The organism is Sporosarcina sp. FSL K6-3457, assembly GCF_038007285.1.
In the GTDB taxonomy this organism is placed as follows: Bacteria; Bacillota; Bacilli; order Bacillales_A; family Planococcaceae; genus Sporosarcina.
In genome coordinates this window covers 3875598-3898011 of record NZ_JBBOWX010000001.1, presented here as the reverse complement: position 1 = coordinate 3898011, position 22414 = coordinate 3875598, and the positions used below count along the sequence as shown (strand labels likewise).

The following is a 22414-nucleotide window of genomic DNA, read 5'->3' as shown; positions in this document are numbered from 1 at the left end:
AAAGGGTTGGTCAATTTGAGAAAATCAACAATTGGCGTCATTGCAGCTATTTTTATTACCGTAGGTGCAGTTGCCTCCACGGCTTTTATTCATCAAGGGGAAGTTACGGCAGCGACTAGCGCAGTTGCGAATCAAGGATGGAGCAAGGATTTCTCTGAGACTGTAAAAATAGGTGATCTCTTTGTCACTGATGATCAAGGGAAGCAAGTGACGGCAGCAATTACGCTCAGCAACAAAGGAAAGACGGCTCATGTAAATGGCGTTGAACCAGGCTCCTATACATTGCATGTGAAGCCAAGGGAAGTCAATAGCAAGCAGCACGGTGCGCATGCATTCAAGTTTACAGTAGGCCAAGAACTTCCAGCCGTTGCCTCTGCCGAAGAGTTGGTTGCGTATTTCGAGCGTGCAAAAGCTATGCAACAGCCGGTTGTAAAGGAAAGTTTGGAAATGGCTAGAGAGGAATCAGCAATGGCCGACTCCACGTCGAATAAATCGAGCGGTTCCTCTGATCATTCGACAACAAATAACCAAGTTGAAGGGGTCGATGAAGCGGATATTGTCAAAACAGACGGTGACTTTATTTACGCAGTAGTCGGTGATGGTAAAGTGTCCATTACAGATATCCGCAATCCGAAGAATATCGAACAAGCTGCAGTAATTAAAATGGAAGAGGGATTTTATCCGTCACAATTATTTTTGCATGGTAAAACATTAGTCGTCCTTGGCGAAAAATATGAGCCTTATCGGGAAGAGCAGCAGGCCACCTCTAGCAAAAGGCTAATGCCCGTCAACAGCATGACGATGGTACGATTGTATGATGTTTCGAATCCGAAAAAACCATCGATGATCCGTGAAGTCGGAGCAGAGGGCTATTTGAACGGCGCGCGGAAAGCGGGAGATACGCTGTACTTCGTCACAAATGTTCATCCGTATTTTTGGATAATGGATCATTTCGATGGAGACGTGTTACGTCCGAGCATGTATGATTCTAAAAGAAGTGCGGATACTCAGCTACTAGATTACCAAGATATTGCGATTTTACCTGGTGCGACGGAGCCGTCATATTCTGTCATCACGGCTATCAATCTATCATCGCCAGCTACAAATAAAGTCGTCACAAAAGGTTATTTAGGTAGCAGCGAACAGCTGTATATGTCAAAGGAAAATCTCTATCTCACAGCAACTTCTTATGACAATATGTCAACTTCCAATATGATGATATGGAATCCAGGTACTGCAAACACGGAGCTGTTCAAGTTTGCCTTGAAAGGAACGGATGTGACATACCATAGTTCGGCTGAGCTCAAGGGCCATTTGCTTAATCAGTTTTCAATGGATGAGTATAAAGGAAATTTCCGCGTTGTCATGACAGAAGGAAATATGTGGGATGATAAAAATCCGTCCAAAAATCATCTATTCATATTGAATCAAAATATGAAACTGACGGGATCAGTTGAAGGACTGGCGAAGGGCGAGCGCATCTACTCCGCGCGTTTTATAGGGGATAAGGCGTATATGGTGACATTCCGTGAAACGGATCCACTGTTTGTCATTGATGTAGCCAATCCTGCTGCGCCAAAAGTACTCGGCGAGCTGAAAATTCCAGGCTTCAGTAATTATTTACATCCACTCGATGATACGCATCTCATTGGATTTGGTTATGAAACAGTTGCCGAGAAGAATCCAAACGGCGGTGAACCACGTATTTTGACGATGGGCATGAAGATTTCGCTATTCGACATTTCCGATTTTGCCAATCCAAAAGAGCAGGATACAGAAATTATCGGTGGACGAGGAACGTATTCACCTGTTCAATATGACCATAAGGCATTGTTCCAGCATTCACAACGTCATTTATATGGTTTCCCAGTTTCAGTCTACGATGAAACCGGCAAAAAAGATTATATTGAGCTTCAAAGCGCAGGGGCACTTGTCTACGAGATTACACCTGAAAAAGGGATTGTGCTGAAAGGTGATTTATTGAAGAAGAATACACGTGGAGAGCAATATGAGGAATGGGACAAACAAATTCAACGTATGATTTATAGTAAGGATGAGTTGTATACAATCTCTACGAAGGAAATTAATAATTACTCATTAGATACATTTACTCCTATTGGTAGCATGAAGATTGATTAAGTAGAAATGAAACGGCGGTCCGGCATACTAATGCTGGATCGTTTTTTAGTGGAGATGAAAGACTGGTGGATTTACCAGCGAGTTTAACGAAAACACCGTTATTGGAGACTTACCAAGTTATCCACTTGATGATAACTTCTCTCCAGGTTGTATCGGTGGATAAATAAGGCGTTTTGGTGATAATTTCATTCTTTCTACTTTACACATTGTCATTTCCAGTTTGCTTCGTTAAGATTATTCAAAAGGGTTAGGAGGAATCGAACTATATTCCTCTTTTAAGAGAAATTGAACTTCATTCTACTTTGTTTCAAGGAGGGAAGAGAATGTCAGCAGTGGATAAAGAAATGGCGATAGATTGTTGTCTCCTTGCCGGACGCTTAATGATGGAGGCTGGGGCGGAGACCTATCGTGTAGAGGATACAATGGAGCGGATAGCTGAAACGCAAGAATTATCGTCTACCCATAGTTTTGTTACACCGACAGGCATCATCTTTACGCCGGGTAGCCCGTACCATACCAAACTAATTCGAATCAAGAGCCGTTCAACGGACCTTGAGAAAGTGGCGCTCGTCAACGATGTTTCACGCAAGCTATCGACGGATGACTATACACTTGAACAAGCTTATGCTAAATTACAAGAAATTGAACGAGCCAATGTGATGTTCCCGCTATGGTTACAAGTGGCTGCTGCGGCAATTGCTAGTGGCTGTTTTTTGATTTTATTCGAAGGAATCTGGTCCGATGTACCGGCGGCTGTTGTTGCTGGTGGCGTAGGGTTTATCATCGCGACAAAAATGCAAGAGTTGACGAAGGTTAGTTTTTTTGCGGAGTTTGTCGCGGCGTTGTTTATCGGCCTGATTGGTTTTGGAGCAATCTTTGTAGAGCTTGGTACGGAGTTAGATAAAATCATTATCGGTTCTGTCATGCCACTTGTTCCTGGTTTGCTGATTACGAATGCGGTACGTGATTTGATGGCAGGTCATTTTGTGTCTGGATTATCGAAAGGTGCCGAGGCATTTCTAACGGCTTTTGCAATCGGTGCTGGCGTGGCGCTTGTTTTATCTTTTTAAGTGGGGTGAAGAAAGTTGACGTGGATTGTTCAGGCGATACTTAGTTTCCTTGCGGCAGCAGGGTTTGGAATTATTTTTAATGCGCCACGCAGGATGTTATTCTATTGTGGTTTTGTAGGCATGACAGGTTGGCTCATTTATAGTACGTTCAACCAGTATTCGGGGGATCCTGTGCAAGCTTCTTTCCTTGGTGCTTTTGCGGTGGCCATTGTTGCACATCTGTTTGCTAAACGCTTCAAAATGCCAATGATTATTTTTAGTGTCGCTGGTATCATTCCGCTTGTTCCTGGAGGTATGGCCTACAATGCAATGCGCCATATTGTTGAAAATGATTATATAACGTCCATTTCATATGCTTCACGTGCTTTCATGGTATCGGGTGCTATTGCAATGGGGCTTGTTTTTGCAGAAGTGATTATTCAGCTGCTTTTCCAAACAACGATGAGAAGGAAAAAAGGGAAGACAACATGAAAAGGGAGTGCCCTTTGAATTCAAGGCACTCTCTCTTTATTTGTCTAATGAAATCATATCTGCGCTAATAGGTGCGCTGATATAATAGCCTTGGATAGCATCTATACCCATTGTTTTGAGTAATTCAAATTGCTCTTCGGTCTCGACACCTTCCGCAACAACGTATAAGCCCATCGATTTTCCTAGTCGAATCATCCCCTCAACCAGTTGCTGTGTCTTGGTATGTGTCAATAAAGAGCGGATGAATAGCTTATCTATTTTTACTTTCGAGATAGGTAGGCTTTGTAGAAAGCGGAATGATGCATAACCGGTTCCAAAATCATCAAGTGCAAACTTAATCCCTTCATCTTGTAATTCTTTCATTTGATGAATAATCGATTGCTCTTCTTCAGCTTGGAGTGCAAATTTTTCTGTGATTTCCAGTTGGATACTGCTCGCAGGACAGCCTGTTTCTTCGAGAATTTTGGTGATTTTGTCTTTCATGCGTGAATTGCTAAATTCACGGACAGAAGAGTTCACGGCGATGCTAATGGCATGTCCTTTGTCGTTCCAGTCGGTGGCCAGTTTTGCGGCTTCTTCCAATACGAATGCACCGATTTCATGGATAAGCCCGTTTTCTTCGGCGGTGGGAATGAGTTCGTCTGGTGAAATGTGCCCAAGCTCAGGATCCTCCCATCTAACGAGCGCTTCATACATATTTACTTTGTTGGCTGAGATATCAAATTGTGGTTGGTAGACGACTTGTAAATTGTTTTGACTTAATGCTGTTAGCAACTTACGATCGATGATTGCTCGTCTATTTAGTCCTTGGTGTGATGCGGCAGACAATGAAGCAATTTTCTTCCCACCGTTTTCCAAGACATCTTTTGTTGCAACTAATGCAGCTTTCATCAGATGATTGTATGTCAGTTGATCTTCAGGGTAACGAACAATCCCCCCGCTGACAGACAATGGCAATGCGCTATTTTCAATGTAAATTGGTTGCTGCTCTAGAAACTGTAGGAATCCTTGTACATACCAATCGCCGAACGGCGTAAGAACAACAAATTCATTGACACCAATTCTTGCAATCGGATTGTCTTGGAAAAATCGTTTAAGCCGATTGGTGAATGATTTGATGAGCTCTTTCTCTGATTCTGGGGATTGTAAATCTTTTAGGGTATAAAAGTGATCAATTGTAATGTAGACAAATGAGAAGTGCCTATCTTCTGCAATGGCTTTATTGACAGTTGTTTCAAGCTTATAGCGACTCATCAATCCAGTCTCGTAGTCGATGAATGCAATTTGCTGAAGCTGTTCACGCAAGTGGACATCATCTGTAATGTCCAGCTCGAGAAGTGTCACAGAAACAAGTCCAACATTCTCTTCGATAAAAGGGATGGCAATCATATTGACAAAGTAAGGTTCTGCTAAACGTGTTGTTTTTTCGGCAGTACCGGACCATGTCTTCCCACTTGTAACGCTATTCCAAATGGCATGTGCTTGATTTTGACCGGTCTCTGTTTCGGGAAACATTTGCCATAATGTCTTTCCTAGAATGCGCTTAGGTGTCCATTTGCTTGTGTCTAAGAAATTCTTGTTTGCATAAATAATGGAACCTTCGCTATCCGTTCGGTTCACCATATAAAATTGCTCGAGACTTTTCATGATGTCCGGTAGCTCGGGTGATTCCGGCATGAGCTGCTCATTTTGTGATTTCATAACAATGTCTCCTCCTGGATGTACTATACTCCTATTATAGAGAAAATTTACAGTCTGTACACTATAAAGTGAAAAAGTAGATGACGTTTTACTTATATTAATAAGAAAATGCTCGTATAGAGGGGGTAAAAAGGTGGAGAGACTAAAAGGGATTGTCCTGATTATCTTAGGTGCAATGCTTTGGGGAGCTACAGGACCTATGATGGAGTGGCTCCTGTTGAACAGTGACATGTCGGTTTCCTACATGCTCACAGTACGCCTGCTTATTGCTGGGGCCTGCTTGCTTAGCGTGTTGAAAATGCAGGGCAAACAGATAAGTCTCCCGTGGAAGTACAAGGTTTGGGCGCGGCAGTTATTGATATTTGGTGTATTTGGTATGCTTGGTGTCCAATACACATTTGTTGCTTCTATTGAATCTAGTAATGCAGTCATTGCGACTTTATTTCAATTTCTTGCACCCATTTTTATTATTATTTTTGTGACGTTTAGACAAAGAGTATGGCCGCCGGTAGTTCAGGTCTTAGGTATGTTAGTGACACTCATTGGGCTATTTTTACTACTGACAAACGGCTCGTTTTCTGGATTTGTTTTGAGTCAAGTAGCAGTGATTTGGGGAATTGCGCTTGGATTTGCCTTTTCATTTTACACATTGCACCCAGTTCGGCTCATGCAAGAATGGGGCGTTCTGCTAGTCGTTGGGTGGGCAATGATCATTGGAGGTGCGACGCTTTTTGTGACGAATCCTTTGCGAATCATCACACATCTAGACTATCTAATGGACTGGCGAGTAACCGTTATGCTCATTCTTGTTATTATCGTTGGGACATCGGCCTTTATTTTATTCATGAGCAGTATGAAATACATATCTCCAGTTGAAACGAGTATATTGTCGAGTTTTGAGCCACTGACGGCTATGGTTATTTCTGCGTTGTGGTTTGGACAAGTGCTTGGCCTGTGGCAATTAGCAGGAGGGATTGTCATGCTGGTTGGCGTGACATGGTTGTCGATTGCGGGGAGTAAGGTGAAAGAATAACGAAAGGACCGAATCCCACTGGGGCTCGGTCCTTTTGTTAATTTCTAACGTATTGAATAGAATCTTCAGAAGATGCTTCGATTTTGATACCTTCTGGGACGAGTAAGTAGACGACGAGTTGGCTTGTCGCATAGCCAGGATTCGTCGAGTTACGCAACTTTGTTTGGGTCATTTGGTTTAGAAGTACACTGTCGTAGAACCGAGCGTATCGAATTTCAGAAATCGGTTGTGGTCGTATAGTTAGTATATTGTCTTGCCAAACCGGTTTCTCTACCTGAACTTTGTCAGAGAAATTATGTTCATTGACAAGTAGCCTAGGCTTAAAGAGTAATTCCTCAATGACGCCATCATCAGTACTTTTTCGTTCGATATATATATAAGCATCATCATACGTGTTTCGAATGGTCAGCGTGTCACCTGCTGGATGTGTTCTTTTTTCGATGAGTTGTGAAGCATTGATGGCTGCATCGACTTCACCTATGCTTAGATGGTGATTATAATTGAGTTCGGTATAATCGGCTTTTGTTAATTTATCTGACGCTGGAAGAGATTGATATTGCTGCCCGACGATTTCCGCAGTCACAAGCACAGCTAATAGGAATACAATATAGCCGATGATGAGGGCGAAATGCCTTCTGCTATTGAAATTTATTATTGGTCGTGTAACGGTTGATTTATTTTTCCGAAATAGGATGTAAAATAATGTGCCGAAGATGACAAGGATAATGAGTAAGGAATTAATCATCTTTTCACCTCCAAGCGATTCGTAATTTCTACAGAAAGTGCAAATAATCCAAGAACTGTACCACTTATTTTTAATAAGAAGAGAGTGATGGAATGCTCATGCCAAAAGAACTCGAAAATGTATTGAATAAAAGGGAAACCACCTATAATGGCCAAGATAATCCAGCCTATTACAAATAGTAAAAGGAAAGCCTTATTCAGTTGAATAAACATACCGATAGTATAGCTCAGCATAAAGAACAGCATCGTATAGGCAATAGCTGTCATCAGTTGTATGAAAAAGTCAGCTGGAGCAGCAAAAAGTCCTTGTTGTGAACTAATAATGATGTCTTCAAATCGCAAAAGGGTATATAATTTCAAAACAGAGCCTATCAAAACAGCTGTTAGTCCACCGATGATGGAAGCCGTGAGCATAAATAAGAAATTGGCTCCGTGATAACTGAACCGGTTCGTCACAAACGTAAAGGATTCATTACGCTGAGCAGCAGAAGTTAGCAGGAGTCCTAGAAAGAACGCCCAGAGCCAGGTAGCACCTACTATAGAGGTATTTGAGAAGTTCTGCTCGTAAATTTGAATTGTATTATTTCCGAGTGAAGTTCCGTAGCTATGATTCATAAAGAGAAAGGCAAGTTGTAAAACAATCAGTTTCGTGAACGCTGAGGCATTGGCATTCATCTTAAAACGAAATTGCTGCCGAACGATATCCAAGAATTTTGGCTCAGTTAAATACATGATCGATGCCTCCTTGCACTTGGGTCGTTAAAGCGATATACGCATCATTCGCCGAAACGGGGGATAGGCTAATGCCGGCTGTTTGCAGTCGTTTGATTTCATCAGCAGTAAACGTGTTTTCGACTGTCCATTCGGAATAAGGACCAAGTGTATGTTGGCTGATGATATTTTTACCTAGTGTATGAATTGCCAGTAGCTCAGCCGTACCTTGTAATGTAACAAACATTTCCTGAAGGTCAGAGATAGGGCCATGGAATTGAACTTTCCCCTCATGAACAAGTAGAATATCCTCCAGCAAATCCTCGATTTCTTCTATATGATGACTCGACATCAAAATCGTCCGTGGGTGAGCTAAATAATCTTTCAATAGTGCACGGTAAAAATCTTTTCTAACCGCAGCATCCATGCCAGTCGTTGGCTCGTCAAAAATGGTGAGTGCACAATGTGCGGCAAGTCCAATAATGGCGTTGAATGTACTCTTTTTCCCTTTCGATAAAAGACGGTGCTGGCCCCCTAAATGGAAGACAAAATAGCCAATGAGACGGCTAGCTAGTTCCGCATCCCAATTTGGATAGAAACGCTGACACTCATGCAAAATATCCTGCAAGGTCATTGAGTCTGGGAAGTGCATGGCATCGTCAATAAAAATCGTATTAGTCGATACTTTTAAATTATTAAAAGGCTGTTCGCCAAAAACCTGTATAGTTCCGGAAGATTCTCTTAGGAAGCCAGCAATCATTTTCATCAGTGTCGTTTTACCAACCCCGTTCCTGCCAATAATGCCAGTTAGTACGCCTTCCTTGATGGTGAAATTCACTTTATCTAACACATGATGATTGCCATATGTTTTTGTCACATCGTTACATTCAATCACAATCATGACTCATTCCCCCTTTTTTGTGCGCGTTCGGCTTCAATCATTGCGAATAGATGTTGTTCATCGACGCCAAGAAGTGTAGCTTCAGTGAGCAACTCTTGAATGAGCCGCCGCAGCGTTTCTGCCTTACGTTTAGCAAGTAGCTTGTCACGCGCATCCGGTGCAACGAACGTGCCGAGCCCACGCCGCTTATAGATGATTTCCGCTTCTAACAATAACGTTAGCCCCTTTCCCGCCGTTGCCGGATTAATGTTAAAAAGCTCAGCCAGCTGGTATTGTGAATAGACTTTTTCGTCAGCCGGTAGCGTTTCATCAATAATGGCCTTCTCAATCCACTCTGCAATTTGTATGTAAATCGGTTTTGAACCATCCACGTCGAGCAAGCACGTCACCTCCCAATTATTAGTGCATTACTGTTGTAATGTACTATATGTCATTTTGGAATAAAAAGCAACTGATAGAAAGTCTGATTGGTATGAAGGTCCCGGTTTGCGATGAAAGGTGGATTGAGTGCAAGCAAGTGATTTTTATAATGTATTCGAAAGTATCGTATAATTCAGTCCGATTGGCTATACACATTACATCTCCTATGGCATAATTAGGGCTACTATTGAATAATTCGTGAAACGAAAGAGTTTTCTGGGGGTCAAAAAATGAGAACAGTTTTTTCTTATGCGAAGCCATATAAATGGCCGATTGTCATTGCGTTAATACTGATGTTAATGGAGCTAGCTGTTGAACTTATCCAACCGTTACTCATTAAAAAAATTATCGATGAGGGTATTCTTGCGGGCGATGAGACAGTCATTTGGACATGGGGAAGCGCCATGATGGGACTCGCCTTCGTAGCTTTATTTTCTGGCGTTATCAATTCTTATTTTGCTGCACATGTGGCACAAGGCTTTGGTTATGATGTACGACAGGCACTTTTCCACCAAGTTCAGGTCTTTTCGATGGCGACATTCTTACGCTTTCCAACGGCTGCTCTCATTACTCGCCTCACAAGTGATGTAACGATGACGCAAAACGTTCTGTTCATGGGATTGCGTATTATGTTACGAGCACCGCTACTAGTAGTGGGTAGTTTAATCATGGCCTTTTTCGTCAATGTCAAACTTGCCTTTTTATTAGTCATTGGGGCTCCGTTTCTACTTGTATTCCTGTATTTCATGTCGAAAAAAGGGGTCGGTTATTTTGCTGGCGTACAGCACCGATTAGATCGAGTCAACCGTGTCATTCAGGAGAATTTACAGGCGGTTAGGCTGATTAAAGCCTATCTACGTGGTATGTACGAGGCTAGTCGTTTTTCAAAAGTATCTGATTTACTTAGAAAAGACACGGTTAAAGCAATGCGGATGATGGAGCTGATTTTACCGGTCTTACTACTTGTCATGAATGGTAGTCTAATGGCTGTGCTGTGGTTCGGTGCTGTGGAAGTCCAAGATGGTGGCGCGCAAGTAGGAGAACTTGTAGCCATCGTCAACTATGCAATGCGGATGACAGGAGCGTTTTCGATGTTTGCATTCATCATTATTGTCTTTTCACGTGCCAAGGCTTCGGCAGAACGGATGGAAGAAGTACTCCTTGTGAATGAAGACCTGGAAATTCACAAAACAGAAAGTTCAGGACTGGGGCAGTTGGAAGGTGATCTGCGATTTGATAATGTGTCGTTTAGCTATCCAGGGAAGCTCACACCAATACTCGATGGCGTATCCTTTCATGTAGCAGCAGGGGAGAAGCTTGCGATAATGGGTGCGACTGGCTCGGGGAAATCGACCTTGCTGAACTTAATTCCTCGTATTTTTGAAGCGACGAGTGGGGAGATTTTTGTCAGTGGAACTGAAGTGAAGGACTGGGCGTTAAAGGATTTGCGCGATACGATTGGGCTTGTACCACAGCAGTCGATTTTATTTACAGGGTCCATTTTGGAAAACTTGTCATGGGGTGATAAGGAAGCGCATGTGGATGAATTGGAAATGGCGGCAAAAAAAGCGCAAATTCATGAATCGATCGACTTATTCCCACAAAAGTATGGCACGCGAGTCGGGCAAAAAGGCGTGAACTTATCAGGTGGACAAAAGCAGCGGCTATCGATTGCGCGGGCGCTTGTCCGGAAACCAGCAATTCTTATCTTAGACGATAGTACAAGTGCACTGGACGTTAAAACGGAAACGGCGTTATGGGATGCTCTTGCAGGAGAAAATGCAACGATGCTCGTCGTGACACAGAAAATACGCACAGCACAGGGGGCAGACAAAATCCTTCTCCTCGACGAAGGCAAGGTTGTCGGCTACGGTACGCATGACGACCTGATGAAGCAATCTGTGCTCTACCAGAAAATAGCACAATCTCAGTCAGAAGAGGGGGTGGTGTCCGATGCTACGCATAATTCGTAAACCGTTTGGCTATGAACCTATCATTACAAAAGAAGATTTAAAAAATCCTAAAAAGAAAAAGGGAGAGCGGGCAAGTAACTGGAAATCAGTGCTCTACCGGATTTGGAAACTGGTCGATGAACAGCGAAGCCTTCTCATAACAGTGCTAGCTCTTGTTTTCGTCAGTTCTGTGTTGGCATTACTAGGACCATTGATGATTGGGAAAATTATTGATCATTATATCATTCCTATGCAGTTTGATGGTCTCAGTACTCAAATCGGTTTGCTAATTGTCATTTACGTAGGACAATCATTTGCGACTTATTTTCAAAGTTTTTGGATGGTCGGCATTGCACAGCAAACCATTTTCCGATTACGTACAAGCTTGTTTGCTCATCTCCAGAAATTACCGGTACCTTTTTTTGATAAGCGGCAACATGGAGAGTTGATGAGTCGAGTGACGAATGATATTGAAAACATCAGTCAAACGTTGAACTCTTCTTTCATCCAAGTATTTTCAAGTATTTTAACGCTAACAGGGACGCTGGCGGTTATGCTGTATTTAAGTCCGTTGTTGACACTACTAACGATGATTATCGTGCCTGTGATGTTCGTGGCGATGCGCTGGATTACACGCCGTACGGGTTTATTGTTTAAAGAACAGCAGCAGGCAGTCGGTGAATTGAACGGCATGATTGAAGAAACGATTTCGGGTCAGCGTATCGTCAAAGCATTCTCGCAGGAACAACGTGTTATGGAAGAGTTTGCGGAGAAAAGTAACCGACTTCGGCAGACAGGTTTCTGGGCGTTGACGTATTCTGGTTTCATTCCCAAGGTGATGAATATGCTGAATAACGCTGCTTTTGCAGTCGTAGCAGGTGTGGGTGGGTTACTGGCACTGAGAGGCGATGGGGTTGTGACGATTGGGATGATCGTTATTTTCTCTGAATTTGCACGCCAGTTCACGCGTCCACTCAATGACCTAGCAAATCAATTTAACACGGTGCTGTCCGCGATTGCCGGAGCGGAACGTGTATTTAAGATTATGGATGAGCCGATTGAAGAGGATGAAGCGACAGCGCATGCAGAGACAATATTGCGTGGGGATGTTGAATTTCGCAATGTGGCATTTGGGTATACGGCGGAAGAGGATGGCTACACGGTTGATGAGTTGTCATTTCACGTGAAAGCTGGGGAGACAGTGGCATTTGTTGGCGCGACAGGGGCAGGAAAGACGACGATTATGCAGTTGCTCGCTAGGTTCTATGAAGTCGATAAAGGTGAAATCTATATTGACGGTATCCCTATTAGTGAACTACCACGAAAGACCTTGCGAAGTCAGACGGCGTTTGTGTTGCAGGATCCTTTTCTTTTTGAAGCAACCGTTCTTGAAAATATTCGCTATGGCAAGTTGGAGGCGACTGATGAAGAAGTGATGGCGGCGGCGAAAAAGGCTAATGCACATAGCTTCATCAGCCGTTTGGAAAATGGTTATGATACCGTGTTAACTGCGGATGGTGGCGAGATTTCCCAGGGACAGAAGCAGTTGTTATCGATTGCGCGGGCACTCGTTGCTGATCCAGTTCTCCTTCTATTGGATGAAGCAACGAGTAGCATTGATACAGTGACAGAATTACAAATTCAAGAAGCGTTAGACCGATTGATGGCGGGTAGAACGAGCTTTGTCATTGCGCATAGATTGAACACAGTACGGAAAGCCGATACAGTTTATGTTATGGAGCAAGGAAAGCTGATTGAGTCTGGGGACCAACAGGAGTTAATTGAGCGTCAAGGGGTTTATTACAATATGTTGATGGAGTCGAAAGTATAATGTTAAAAAGGCTACAAGGGTATCAGTGTCCTTGTAGCCTTTTTAGCGTGAATCAGCAAATATTTTTGAATGCAACTTCGCAGCAGCTTAATTAATTATTGTACTTCTTCAATATCAAGCCTTGTGCCATCATCAAAGTCGACCTCTAAATCGAACTTCGAGTAACTGTCTAGCTGATACCATTTTAAAATTTTATCGATTACTTCTTGGGGCGGTGTATCCTTGGTGATGAGAATATCCATAAAAAGCTTACCGAGCTCATCCATTGCGGCGCTATCTTTCAATTTGATATTGGTGAGTTTATTGTCATAATCTACATCCAATTTTTTGCCCACCTGATATTCGGCTTCAATTGCATCTTTGCCATCGACTTCAATATCAAGCTCAAAGGATGTGAAACCATAGCCATCCCCAGTTTCAAGAGAACCTCCAGCTTTCTCGTCCTCCAGAATAATCGTCGCATCTTCTCGGTTTGGTTTATCGGCATTTTTACCAAAGTTTCCACAACTACTGAGCATCAAAGCACCCGATAATGTTGCGGCGATAAGTATCGTAAGTTTACGCATTTAGACCATACCCTTCAAATAAATTTCTTATGTATAGTTTACCTAAATACGGGCGAATTAAACCAAAGGACGTTTCGTTCCATGAAAAAAACGGCTTTTCAACCAATCAAACAAAGGGGTCGGTTTGCTGCATTTCTGCGTTTTTTTGCAGAAATTAAGGCATTACCATTTTGCGATATGTTCTTCTGAGCAACCAAGCATATTTCGAATATGTAGCATGGAGCCGTCTAGGAGCTGCACTTTACCATTGAAATAGCCAACGAGTTGGTGGACCTCTGTACGAACAAATTTGACATTAGTTGTGGCGATTCGCTCAAAAAATGGTGTAAACGTGATGTCGACCGTATTTGAAAACTTTGTTTGAATTTTCCAAGGTCCCATAAAATTATCCTGATCATAACTAAACAAGACATCTTCATGAATTTTAGTCATCATGCCATCTATAAATACAGCATTCTCTGTCATTCCCGTTCCATCTGTCCATTTACCACCAAAATTCAACCCAATTCGGCGATTGCCAAGCCGTTGCGATGCCATTGCCCAGTTCCACTCGGCTTTGCGTGGCCAAACACCTCGTCCATAATCGAGTACGGCAAAGCTATAGTCCGGATTGAAATCATAGCGTTTGTCACCGATTTTGACGAAACCGGATGTAGGAAGTGAATGATGCTTTGCAGTGAATTGAAAAATGTCACGACTTTTAGGAATCACGACATTCAATGATTCATCATCTGGTGGATGAATAATATGCAAATCGGCATGAAGCACTTCATTGTCAAAGTCTTGAATAGTGACGGATAGATGTGTTTCACCTTGCATATTGACAATCTGGACAGTCAAGCTATCGTTGACGAATTTAACGCTACCAAGAACATCCACAGGCATTTTGACACTACGTCCTACTGGAATTGTAATTTGCTTTTCAAAAAATCGTTGTGTTTCATAATCTAAAATATAGACAAAACAGACAGCTGCGTAATCGATATGGCTGATTGTTGCAGAAAATAATAGATCCTCTCCGTACACACACCAATAATTCCATTTCTTTTTCCGCATGAAATGGCCTGTTAAATTACTCTGAATAAGAGGTTGCCGAGCGAAACCAATTGCTTCTGGGTTCAATTGCCCCTTGCTGTCACATAGCGCAACGGGCCTAGTGATTTCTCTTTCTGCATGTTGCATGAAGACTCCCCCTGCCTATTGTCTTTTTTGAAACTTATTGTTATAATTCTTATTGTATCAAATTTTCGGGGCATTAGCTCAGCTGGGAGAGTGCTTCGCTGGCAGTGAAGAGGTCAGGGGTTCGAGCCCCCTATGCTCCATATGAAATAGAAAAAAGTATCCGTTGTATTAGGATACTTTTTTTGCTGATTGGAGAACGGAATTTAACCTTATTCAGTTTTTAAGACAAACTTTTCTAGTATGAAATTGCATGAGATAGGTTGAAGTTTTCCTCTTTAATGGTATATTGAATTGATGTCAAATTTTCAAAAAACTCATAACTGCTTATTAAGAAAGGAAAATAGGGATGTTCGGTGATATGGTATTACCTTTTGATACTACTTTAATGGAAGCGCTCGCGGATATGGTATTTATCTCGAAGGTTGAAGAGGATTCAACGTTTACCTATGCTTATTTCAATCATCTGGCGCTTAGGCACGCCAATGTAGATCAAACTGCAATCGGGAAAACCTTTAGTGAAGTACACGATGCAGAGCTTAGTCAAATCTTGAATTATCAATATAGCAAAGTGCTACAAACAAAAAAAGTAGCAACCTACGAAGATTCTTATTTGTCGTCTTCGGGGGATCGGAATTATTCTCATACTCGCTTGACGCCTTTATTTGATAAAGCAGGTAAACTTACTCACATTATGGGTGTCGTACAAAATATTACGAATGAAAAAATTGCACAACTAGAAAGTGAAAACTCTTGGAGCGAGCTTGTTCAAAGCGAAAAACAATTTCGAATCATCGCAGAAAATGCGCAGGATGTCATTGTGCTAATTAATGACCGGTACGAGTATACCTACGTATCACCCTCAAGTCGAGCGGTTTTCGGCTATGATTCTTCTGCGTATATTGGAGGACCAGCGCTATGGCCTGTGCATCATGATGATGCAGATAGATTAACGCAAAAATTTATAAAAGCGCAGCTAAATGCCAAAACTTACAGCTTGCGCGTAAGGATCAAACATAAAGCTGATGGCTGGCTTTGGTCAGAATTGAAGGCGAGTCCTGTTTATGATAAATGGAATAATTTTAAGCATATGGTAATAATAATTCGCGATGTAACGATGCAAAAAAAGAATGAGGACAAGCTAGAGTATTTTGCAAACCATGATTTTTTAACAGACTTGCCGAATCGTCGCCTACTGACTGATCGATTGTCAGTTGAGTTAAATCAATTTCGGGAAGAAGGGAATGGGTTTGCAGTATACTTGCTCGATATCGACTATTTTAAAAACATTAACGATCAATTTGGTCATGATGTTGGCGATTCTGTCATTCAGGAGTTTGGTAGAAGATTATCTGATAGTATCAGTCCGGATGCAGTAGTAGCACGTCTTGGTGGCGATGAGTTTGTTCTATTATTGCCCAATGTTGAGACTGAAGCACTTGCGCAGGAAACCGCAATGGTGATTCAATCTGCGATGAAAGCACCGTGGCTGGTGAAGCACACCAATCTGAATGTGACGACTAGCATTGGAATTGCGCTCGTCGCATCGACAACAGCAACAGTGACCTCCGTTTTGAAAGATGCGGATGATGCAATGTATGAAGCGAAAAAGTCAGGGAAGAACTGTTTCTATATCATCCATTCTCAGTAAGTACCTAGTCTAATCGGGTACTTTTTTTATGCAATCCTAGCAGGAGTCTGGTTTCTTATTCACCACGAAGTCTCGATGAAATCTGATGGGTAACTTCATAGGCTTTTTCGATAAAAAAAGCTAAACGATCATCCGTAATATCGTAGGACAAAACTTCAATACTAATTGCTCCAAGAACCCGGTCATCGAAATTGAAGATAGGGGCTCCAACAGCAATGGTTCCTTTTGTCCTTTCCCCATAACTTACAGCATAGCCTTTTCGCTTCACGTCATGTAATTCATTCTTAAAAGCTTCTCTTTTGTGCTCAGTTGGTATGAGTTGCCCTAAAATACGTTCAATCTCGCTGGGGGGAAGATTGGCTAAAATTGTTTTGTTTGCTCCTCCAATATGTAAAGGGATTATTTCCCCAATGCGGTCAATAATTTTAACGTTTCGAGGGCTTTCAATCCGATCGATAGTAATTGAATTAGTGTCGTTTGGGAGATTGAGATAGACTGTTTCCTCCACGTCAAGCGCTAATTTTTCCAAAAAAGGTTTTGCAACAACACGAACATCTACCTTTTCAAACATCTTCAATCCAAGTTCGATCCACTTGTAACCTAATTTATATTGTTTCGTATCTTTAATTTGTGTTGCAAGTCCATGTTGCATTAAGGACTGTATCAAACGATAGACAGTACTAATTGGCAGCCCTGTTTCTTCAGCTAATTCTGTGATTAACCAGTTTTCTTTTTTCGGATCAGACAGCACTTCAATAATTTGCATTGCCCTATTAATAGATTGGATCATTAAGTTCCCTCCTCACATTTTTTCAGCTAATACTATACTCATTCTTTGTACCTTTTCAGAAGCATAAGAATCATTTTACTCGATTTTACTATTATTGTATATTGAATAAGCTGTTTTTCTATTTGACGAAAAACTATTGACAAACTTCTTGAAATTCGATTTAATATAAGTTATCAAATACTTTCATGTAGTGGAATTAATTCCGCATTACGGAATTCGTTTGTTGATATTTTACTTGATTATAGGTAAATCCTACTTTAGGTAGTTTTAGTTACATATTTGAAAGCGCTTTCAAATAAGAGGTGGATGTCATTAGAGAGGGGGCATGGGGCAGAAGTATTTCCAAAGTAGACATTCAAAAACCTTAATCCAAGAAATGTTATACACTATTTCAGGACTGTGACATACTATTTTTCGATGCATAGTAAATTATTTTGTGGCGTGACTTCATTTATTTTATTTAATTAAGGGTATAAGTATGCATTTACTTATATGGCTTCAAACGTAGTAGTTCTTTATGTTCTCCGAGAAGACCTAAGATAAAAGTATGAAATATCAAGCGGAAAGGTATTTTTATGCACTGTATTTTACCTGGTTAGGTTAGAATAATTTGAAATTTTGAATAGACAGAGTAAGGGGATTACTCTATACTTTACCTAATTCAGTCGAACAGGCTGATAACTATTTTAATATATCAAAAAGGGGATGAAGAGAGATGAAAAAGTGGTTGACGGCAATGCTTATGATTACGGTCCTTCTTATTGCGGGATGTAGTAATGACGGTGGGACAATTTCTACAGAAAATTCGACATTGCAAAACGTGGCGAAAAATAAGAAGTTAGTCATCGGAATGTCGCCGGGTTATTTCCCATTTGACATGAAGGATCCAAATGGTGACTTTGTTGGCTATGACGTGGACACGGCAAATGCGATTGGGGAATGGTTAGGAGTACCTGTGGAATATAAACAATTTACGTTTGATGGGCTTATTCCAGCGCTACAAACAGGAGAAATTGACATGATTCTTGCAGGAATGACAATACGGGGGGACCGCGCACTTGCTGTCAGTTTTTCAAACCCTTATTATCAAACAGGTCAAGGAATCATGGTTCCAGGATCAAATAATACGACGAAGTCATGGGAAGAGCTAGATGTAAAAGGGAACAAGATAGCGGTTGGTATTGGGACAACTGGGGCCCTTTTAGCGAAAGATATTTTCAAAAATGCAGAGGTAATGGATTTTGAAGAATTCCCATCTGCTGCAACAGCGATGGTGCAAGGGCAAGCAGATGCTGTTCTATATGATGAACCAGCAATCGCAGTCTGGAAACTTCGCAATGGCGACCAGGTTAGACCTATCGAAGGCTTAATTTCTTCAGAAAACTTGGGAATCGCAGTAAAGAAAAATGACATTGAAACAATTTTGTGGCTTAACTCATTTTTAGCGAACTATATTGATAGTCCAGCGGAATTGGCTTCAAGAACGAAGTGGTTTGAAACAGGCGATTGGTTGAATGAAGTGGTAGACGAATAACACTTCTTCAATTGCAAGGGGGGGAAATGCATGGGCGGCTACAGTTATGATTGGAGTGTCATAACAAATAATAAGGAAGTATTTATAGATGGAGCAATAAAAACGCTGGAAATTTCAGCGTTAGCTCTTTTGTTGGCTATACCGATTGGGATTATTTTTGGACTAGGACGTATATCTAGTAATAGGATTTTCAATTCAATATCTTCTATATATGTTGAAGTAATGCGTGGTGTTCCATTACTTGTTCTGTTATTTTGGATATTTTTTGTGCTAGGTCAATTTGTTAGACTGGGACCTTATTGGTCTGCTGTAGTGGGACTTGCTGTTTTCTCCGGTGCTTTTATCGCGGAAATTGTCAGAGCTGGGATTCAGGCGGTGCCTAAGGGGCAAATGGAAGCAGCTCGTTCATCAGGTATGTCTCATTTTACCGCTATGCGATATATTGTCTTACCGCAAGCACTTAGACGCGTGCTGCCACCCTTGGCATCACAGTTTATCATTTTAATAAAAGATTCATCTCTCGTCTCAATCATTTCAGTAATCGATTTAACAATGAATGCCAAAAATTTAGTTGCAACATCGTTTCGTCCGTTAGAAGTGTGGACATTTGTCGCTGTTATTTATTTCGTCATGACGTTCAGCTTGTCGCTAATTATTCGATACTTCGAGAAACGGATGTTGTCACGTGAGAACTAAGTGTAAGCTTGTAATAAAGGGGTGTCTTTTATGATTAAAATTAGCGATGTCAATAAATCATTCGGTTCTCACCAGGTTCTTACCGATGTCTCACTTGAAGTACCGAAATCTAATGTCGTTGCCTTAATAGGACCAAGCGGTGCCGGAAAATCGACATTGATTCGCACAATCAATGCACTTGAACCGATTGATAACGGAGAAATAATTGTGGATGGCATATCGATTCATGGTAAAAAGACAGATATCAACAAAGCACGCATTAATATCGGATTCGTCTTTCAAAACTTTAACTTGTATCCATTTTTGACAGCGCTTCAAAATGTTACGATAGCGCCCTTGAAGGTAAAGGGAATGAGTAAAGAAGAGGCGGAGAAGAGAGGGAAGGAATTATTAACGTCCCTTGGTCTTGGTGACAAATTTGATGCGTATCCTAATCGTCTTTCAGGTGGTCAGCAGCAACGTGTTGCCATTGCGCGATCACTGGCTATGGATCCGCAAGTGATGCTATTCGACGAACCAACATCAGCACTCGATCCGGAAATGGTAACAGAAGTGCTCGATGCTATCCGGAAATTAGCAAAAGACGGTATGACAATGGTCGTCGTCACACATGAAATGGGTTTTGCCAAAGAGATTTGTGATGAAATTGTTTTCATGGCAGAAGGCAAAATCGTAGAGAAAGCACCACCATCAAAGTTTTTCACCAATCCCGATTCAGACCGGGCAAAGAATTTCTTAGCTAAAGTACTGAACCACTAGAATTTCTAGTGGTTCATTTTTTTGGTGTGAATAGTCTTCTTATAATAGTTAGTTTGTTTTCATACGATGATGTAAGGAGGCGTTTGATTCATGTACGATAGGGAAGCGGCAGTACGTTACGCGAACGAATGGTGGAACGGCCGTAATCCAGCATTTCCAGTGTTTGATGTGGATTGCACCAATTTCATATCCCAATGCTTGTTGGCGGGTGGGGCGCCGATGCATGGCTACCCAAATCGCGAGCGAGGCTGGTGGCTGCGAGGGGGGACATGGAGTTTTAGTTGGTCCGTGTCTCATTCCATGCGTTGGTATTTAGCTACTTCAAAAAAAGGATTGACGGCTACACAAGTGTCGTCAGCTGAGCAATTAGGATTAGGGGACGTCATTGTTTATGATTTTGAAGGAGACGGCCGATTTGATCATTCGACGATTGTTACGGCGAAGGTCGACGGGGTTCCGTTTGTCAATGCGCATACATTCGACGCGCAACATCGCCTGTGGGATTACAAGGATTCTTATATGTTTTCACCTAACGCCAAATATATCTTTTTTAAAATTAACGATAAGTTTTCTTAAATAAAAGCGTAGGGCATCTGGTGCCCAGGGTCTAGACATAACAAAAGCAGTCCGCCTTTAGTATTAGTAGACGGACTGCTTTTAGCAATTAATCAAACCATAATACGGCAAGTGTCCCCTCTCCCGCGTGAACGGCAAGTACGGAACTGATGTCACCAATCTTAACCTCTAAATCGGGTACCTGTTCTGTAATTAAGTTTTTCAAATGTACGGCCTGATCCAAGACGTTGCCATGCATAAGGTGGATACTCTTTCTACGAGGATGATGGCTAGCCGCTAGCTTATCGACTAAATATTGGAGTGCCTTTTTCTCGGACCGTACTTTATCGATCGCTACCAATTCGCCTTCCTTCGAAATTTGAACAATCGGCTTCACTTTTAACAAACTGCCAAGGAAAAATTGCACTCCACTCATTCTGCCGCCCTTATACAATTGGTCAAGCTGGCCAATTAAAATGAAGTTCTGTAATGTTCCTGCCATTTTTTCAAGCTCAGCTTTAATTTCCGGTACGCTTGCTCCGCTTTCATACATATCCATACCTTTTTCGATTAACCCAGTAATGCCGTAGGATAGGGCCAAGGAGTCGATAAATGTCACAGGAAACCCTGCGAGCTCTGCACCAGCTGTCGAAGAGGCGAGCGTCCCACTTAATTTGCCTGACACATGAACCGCGATGGCTTGTTCATACTGCTCCGCGATAACTTTAAATCGTTCTGCAAACTCCCCAGCGGAAGGCTGTGACGATTTTGGAAACTCTTCTGCATTTTTTATTTTAGCGTATAATTGTTCGGGATTTAGGTCGACTCCATCAACAAACTGTTTTTCACCGAAATGTATATTCAAAGGGACTGAAAAGAAGTCTGGATGCTGTTGGAGTTCCTCTGAAACATAGGCGGTGCTATCTACAATCCACGCAATCGGCTTTTTATTCATAAACTAAATCAATCCTTATCTATGTTTTTTTAATTACTATTACTATACCATGAAAAGTAATTTTAATGTATTTTGACAGTTGTCAGTAGAGTGATATTACACTGAAGAAGTGTCAACTTGACTGCGGTTAGGGTATAATGAACGTAGTATGGCATAAAAGGGGACATGATTTATGAATGGACAGGCTTTGTCTGTTAGGGATGCGATTATTTCGCGTCGTTCAATAAAGAATTTTAATGGTCAGCCGGTAGATCCGGAAAATATTGCTGAAATATTGGAGGATGCTACATGGGCACCGAACCATGGCAACCGAAATCCGTGGCGCTTTGTAGTTGCAGCCGATAAAGCCTATGTGAAATTTCTAGATGTGTTGCGCGACTATGGCGTGGCGAAATGGCAGGATCTATCGGAAGATGCTCTTGAAAAACAAATGAAGAAATTCACGGGACCAGGTGCAGTCGCATTTGTCATTGTTCCGGAAGATGCTCGTCAAAAAGAGCGTCTTGAAGACTACGCCGCAGCGAGTATGTTCATTCAAAATGTTCAGCTTCTCGCGTGGGATAAAGGAATCGGGACATGCTGGAAAACACCTGGTTTCCTCGACAATCCGAAATTCAGAGAAGAGCTCGGCGTTAAACCAGGCGAACGAATTATTAGCATGCTGCAATTTGGCTATTTCGATGAAATTCCAAAAGCGGGAAAACGGAAAACGCTTGAAGAGATTGTTACGTATTATGGACAGGACGAAGAGTAATA

General features: G+C 41.8%; 21 protein-coding genes and 1 tRNA gene. 13 read left to right on the top strand and 9 right to left on the bottom strand.

Annotated elements, in window-relative coordinates:
* Positions 1-15 precede the first annotated feature (15 nt).
* The 3 genes from N1I80_RS18880 to N1I80_RS18870 all read left to right on the top strand — a co-directional run bounded on the left by N1I80_RS18880 (position 16) and on the right by N1I80_RS18870 (position 3680).
* Entirely contained in the window at positions 16-2139 is a 2124-nt protein-coding gene (locus tag N1I80_RS18880) for a beta-propeller domain-containing protein (RefSeq protein ID WP_340739377.1), read from the top strand.
* Positions 2140-2462: 323 nt separating this feature from the next.
* The gene (locus N1I80_RS18875; protein ID WP_340739376.1) at positions 2463-3209 is read left to right on the top strand and encodes a threonine/serine exporter family protein; all 747 of its coding nucleotides are present in this window, start codon (positions 2463-2465) and stop codon (positions 3207-3209) included.
* A 15-nt stretch (positions 3210-3224) separates the two neighbouring features.
* Positions 3225-3680 (top strand): threonine/serine exporter family protein, encoded by a 456-nt coding sequence (locus N1I80_RS18870; protein ID WP_340739375.1) that lies wholly within the window; start codon positions 3225-3227, stop codon positions 3678-3680.
* 36 nt (positions 3681-3716) lie between these two features.
* Here the strand turns inward: N1I80_RS18870 and N1I80_RS18865 are convergent, their stop codons facing one another.
* Positions 3717-5381, bottom strand: coding sequence for an EAL domain-containing protein (locus N1I80_RS18865; protein WP_340739374.1), 1665 nt, complete (start codon positions 5379-5381; stop codon positions 3717-3719).
* 133 nt (positions 5382-5514) lie between these two features.
* Here N1I80_RS18865 and N1I80_RS18860 point away from each other — a divergent pair, with 133 nt between their 5' ends.
* A complete protein-coding gene (locus N1I80_RS18860) occupies positions 5515-6414 on the top strand; it encodes a DMT family transporter (RefSeq protein WP_340739373.1) in 900 nt (299 codons plus the stop codon).
* Between the two features lie 37 nt (positions 6415-6451).
* On the opposite strand, the gene N1I80_RS18855 is transcribed toward N1I80_RS18860, so the two are convergent.
* From N1I80_RS18855 to N1I80_RS18840, 4 genes are read right to left on the bottom strand one after another with little or no spacing between them, the layout of a single operon-like run.
* On the bottom strand, positions 6452-7159 hold the full coding sequence (locus tag N1I80_RS18855; protein WP_340739372.1) for a hypothetical protein: 708 nt from the start codon (positions 7157-7159) through the stop codon (positions 6452-6454).
* A complete protein-coding gene (locus N1I80_RS18850) occupies positions 7156-7890 on the bottom strand; it encodes a hypothetical protein (RefSeq protein WP_340739371.1) in 735 nt (244 codons plus the stop codon). The genes N1I80_RS18855 and N1I80_RS18850 overlap by 4 nt, the downstream gene beginning before the upstream one ends.
* Positions 7877-8770, bottom strand: coding sequence for an ABC transporter ATP-binding protein (locus tag N1I80_RS18845; RefSeq protein WP_340739370.1), 894 nt, complete (start codon positions 8768-8770; stop codon positions 7877-7879). The genes N1I80_RS18850 and N1I80_RS18845 overlap by 14 nt, the downstream gene beginning before the upstream one ends.
* Complete coding sequence (locus N1I80_RS18840) at positions 8767-9141, bottom strand: GntR family transcriptional regulator (RefSeq protein ID WP_340740095.1); 375 nt, start codon at positions 9139-9141, stop codon at positions 8767-8769. Before N1I80_RS18840 ends, N1I80_RS18845 begins: the two co-directional genes overlap by 4 nt.
* Positions 9142-9420: 279 nt before the next feature.
* Between N1I80_RS18840 and N1I80_RS18835 the strand changes: the two genes are divergently transcribed.
* Positions 9421-11163 (top strand): ABC transporter ATP-binding protein, encoded by a 1743-nt coding sequence (locus tag N1I80_RS18835; RefSeq protein ID WP_340739369.1) that lies wholly within the window; start codon positions 9421-9423, stop codon positions 11161-11163.
* The gene (locus N1I80_RS18830; RefSeq protein WP_340739368.1) at positions 11144-12973 is read left to right on the top strand and encodes an ABC transporter ATP-binding protein; all 1830 of its coding nucleotides are present in this window, start codon (positions 11144-11146) and stop codon (positions 12971-12973) included. Before N1I80_RS18835 ends, N1I80_RS18830 begins: the two co-directional genes overlap by 20 nt.
* 95 nt (positions 12974-13068) lie before the next feature.
* On the opposite strand, the gene N1I80_RS18825 is transcribed toward N1I80_RS18830, so the two are convergent.
* Both N1I80_RS18825 and N1I80_RS18820 read right to left on the bottom strand, forming a co-directional pair.
* Complete coding sequence (locus tag N1I80_RS18825; RefSeq protein ID WP_340739367.1) at positions 13069-13539, bottom strand: YusW family protein; 471 nt, start codon at positions 13537-13539, stop codon at positions 13069-13071.
* 162 nt (positions 13540-13701) lie between these two features.
* Positions 13702-14721: a DUF2804 domain-containing protein gene (locus N1I80_RS18820; RefSeq protein ID WP_340739366.1), complete on the bottom strand. Its 1020-nt coding sequence runs from the start codon at positions 14719-14721 to the stop codon at positions 13702-13704.
* A gap of 67 nt (positions 14722-14788) precedes the next feature.
* Between N1I80_RS18820 and N1I80_RS18815 the strand changes: the two genes are divergently transcribed.
* Positions 14789-14861: transfer RNA gene (locus tag N1I80_RS18815), tRNA-Ala, on the top strand.
* Positions 14862-15079: 218 nt separating this feature from the next.
* Positions 15080-16369 (top strand): diguanylate cyclase domain-containing protein, encoded by a 1290-nt coding sequence (locus N1I80_RS18810; protein ID WP_340739365.1) that lies wholly within the window; start codon positions 15080-15082, stop codon positions 16367-16369.
* 55 nt (positions 16370-16424) lie between these two features.
* Here N1I80_RS18810 and N1I80_RS18805 read toward each other — a convergent pair whose 3' ends face one another.
* Positions 16425-17159, bottom strand: coding sequence for an IclR family transcriptional regulator (locus tag N1I80_RS18805; RefSeq protein WP_340739364.1), 735 nt, complete (start codon positions 17157-17159; stop codon positions 16425-16427).
* A gap of 715 nt (positions 17160-17874) precedes the next feature.
* Here N1I80_RS18805 and N1I80_RS18800 point away from each other — a divergent pair.
* From N1I80_RS18800 to N1I80_RS18785, 4 genes are all read left to right on the top strand, one after another.
* Positions 17875-18693 carry a transporter substrate-binding domain-containing protein gene (locus N1I80_RS18800; RefSeq protein ID WP_340739363.1) on the top strand — a complete coding sequence of 273 codons (819 nt, stop codon included), beginning with the start codon at positions 17875-17877 and terminating at the stop codon, positions 18691-18693.
* 30 nt (positions 18694-18723) lie between these two features.
* Positions 18724-19389: an amino acid ABC transporter permease gene (locus tag N1I80_RS18795; RefSeq protein WP_340739362.1), complete on the top strand. Its 666-nt coding sequence runs from the start codon at positions 18724-18726 to the stop codon at positions 19387-19389.
* A 30-nt stretch (positions 19390-19419) separates the two neighbouring features.
* Positions 19420-20148: an amino acid ABC transporter ATP-binding protein gene (locus tag N1I80_RS18790; protein ID WP_340739361.1), complete on the top strand. Its 729-nt coding sequence runs from the start codon at positions 19420-19422 to the stop codon at positions 20146-20148.
* A 90-nt stretch (positions 20149-20238) separates the two neighbouring features.
* Complete coding sequence (locus N1I80_RS18785; RefSeq protein WP_340739360.1) at positions 20239-20724, top strand: amidase domain-containing protein; 486 nt, start codon at positions 20239-20241, stop codon at positions 20722-20724.
* Positions 20725-20812: 88 nt separating this feature from the next.
* On the opposite strand, the gene N1I80_RS18780 is transcribed toward N1I80_RS18785, so the two are convergent.
* Entirely contained in the window at positions 20813-21658 is an 846-nt protein-coding gene (locus N1I80_RS18780; RefSeq protein WP_340739359.1) for a DegV family protein, read from the bottom strand.
* Between the two features lie 172 nt (positions 21659-21830).
* On the opposite strand from N1I80_RS18780, the gene N1I80_RS18775 reads away from it, so the two are divergent.
* Positions 21831-22412 carry a nitroreductase family protein gene (locus tag N1I80_RS18775; protein WP_340739358.1) on the top strand — a complete coding sequence of 194 codons (582 nt, stop codon included), beginning with the start codon at positions 21831-21833 and terminating at the stop codon, positions 22410-22412.
* The last annotated feature ends 2 nt before the right edge of the window (positions 22413-22414 follow it).

Bases quoted from the DNA above. Each gene is read 5' to 3' on its own strand.
- N1I80_RS18875 (WP_340739376.1), top strand. From the start codon at position 2,463: ATGTCAGCAGTGGATAAAGAAATGGCGATAGATTGTTGTCTCCTTGCC.
- N1I80_RS18865 (WP_340739374.1), bottom strand. From the start codon at position 5,381: ATGAAATCACAAAATGAGCAGCTCATGCCGGAATCACCCGAGCTACCG.
- N1I80_RS18855 (WP_340739372.1), bottom strand. From the start codon at position 7,159: ATGATTAATTCCTTACTCATTATCCTTGTCATCTTCGGCACATTATTT.
- N1I80_RS18850 (WP_340739371.1), bottom strand. From the start codon at position 7,890: ATGTATTTAACTGAGCCAAAATTCTTGGATATCGTTCGGCAGCAATTT.
- N1I80_RS18845 (WP_340739370.1), bottom strand. From the start codon at position 8,770: ATGATTGTGATTGAATGTAACGATGTGACAAAAACATATGGCAATCAT.
- N1I80_RS18835 (WP_340739369.1), top strand. From the start codon at position 9,421: ATGAGAACAGTTTTTTCTTATGCGAAGCCATATAAATGGCCGATTGTC.
- N1I80_RS18830 (WP_340739368.1), top strand. From the start codon at position 11,144: ATGCTACGCATAATTCGTAAACCGTTTGGCTATGAACCTATCATTACA.
- N1I80_RS18825 (WP_340739367.1), bottom strand. From the start codon at position 13,539: ATGCGTAAACTTACGATACTTATCGCCGCAACATTATCGGGTGCTTTG.
- N1I80_RS18820 (WP_340739366.1), bottom strand. From the start codon at position 14,721: ATGCAACATGCAGAAAGAGAAATCACTAGGCCCGTTGCGCTATGTGAC.
- N1I80_RS18810 (WP_340739365.1), top strand. From the start codon at position 15,080: ATGGTATTACCTTTTGATACTACTTTAATGGAAGCGCTCGCGGATATG.
- N1I80_RS18805 (WP_340739364.1), bottom strand. From the start codon at position 17,159: ATGATCCAATCTATTAATAGGGCAATGCAAATTATTGAAGTGCTGTCT.
- N1I80_RS18800 (WP_340739363.1), top strand. From the start codon at position 17,875: ATGAAAAAGTGGTTGACGGCAATGCTTATGATTACGGTCCTTCTTATT.
- N1I80_RS18795 (WP_340739362.1), top strand. From the start codon at position 18,724: ATGGGCGGCTACAGTTATGATTGGAGTGTCATAACAAATAATAAGGAA.
- N1I80_RS18790 (WP_340739361.1), top strand. From the start codon at position 19,420: ATGATTAAAATTAGCGATGTCAATAAATCATTCGGTTCTCACCAGGTT.
- N1I80_RS18785 (WP_340739360.1), top strand. From the start codon at position 20,239: ATGTACGATAGGGAAGCGGCAGTACGTTACGCGAACGAATGGTGGAAC.
- N1I80_RS18780 (WP_340739359.1), bottom strand. From the start codon at position 21,658: ATGAATAAAAAGCCGATTGCGTGGATTGTAGATAGCACCGCCTATGTT.
- N1I80_RS18775 (WP_340739358.1), top strand. From the start codon at position 21,831: ATGAATGGACAGGCTTTGTCTGTTAGGGATGCGATTATTTCGCGTCGT.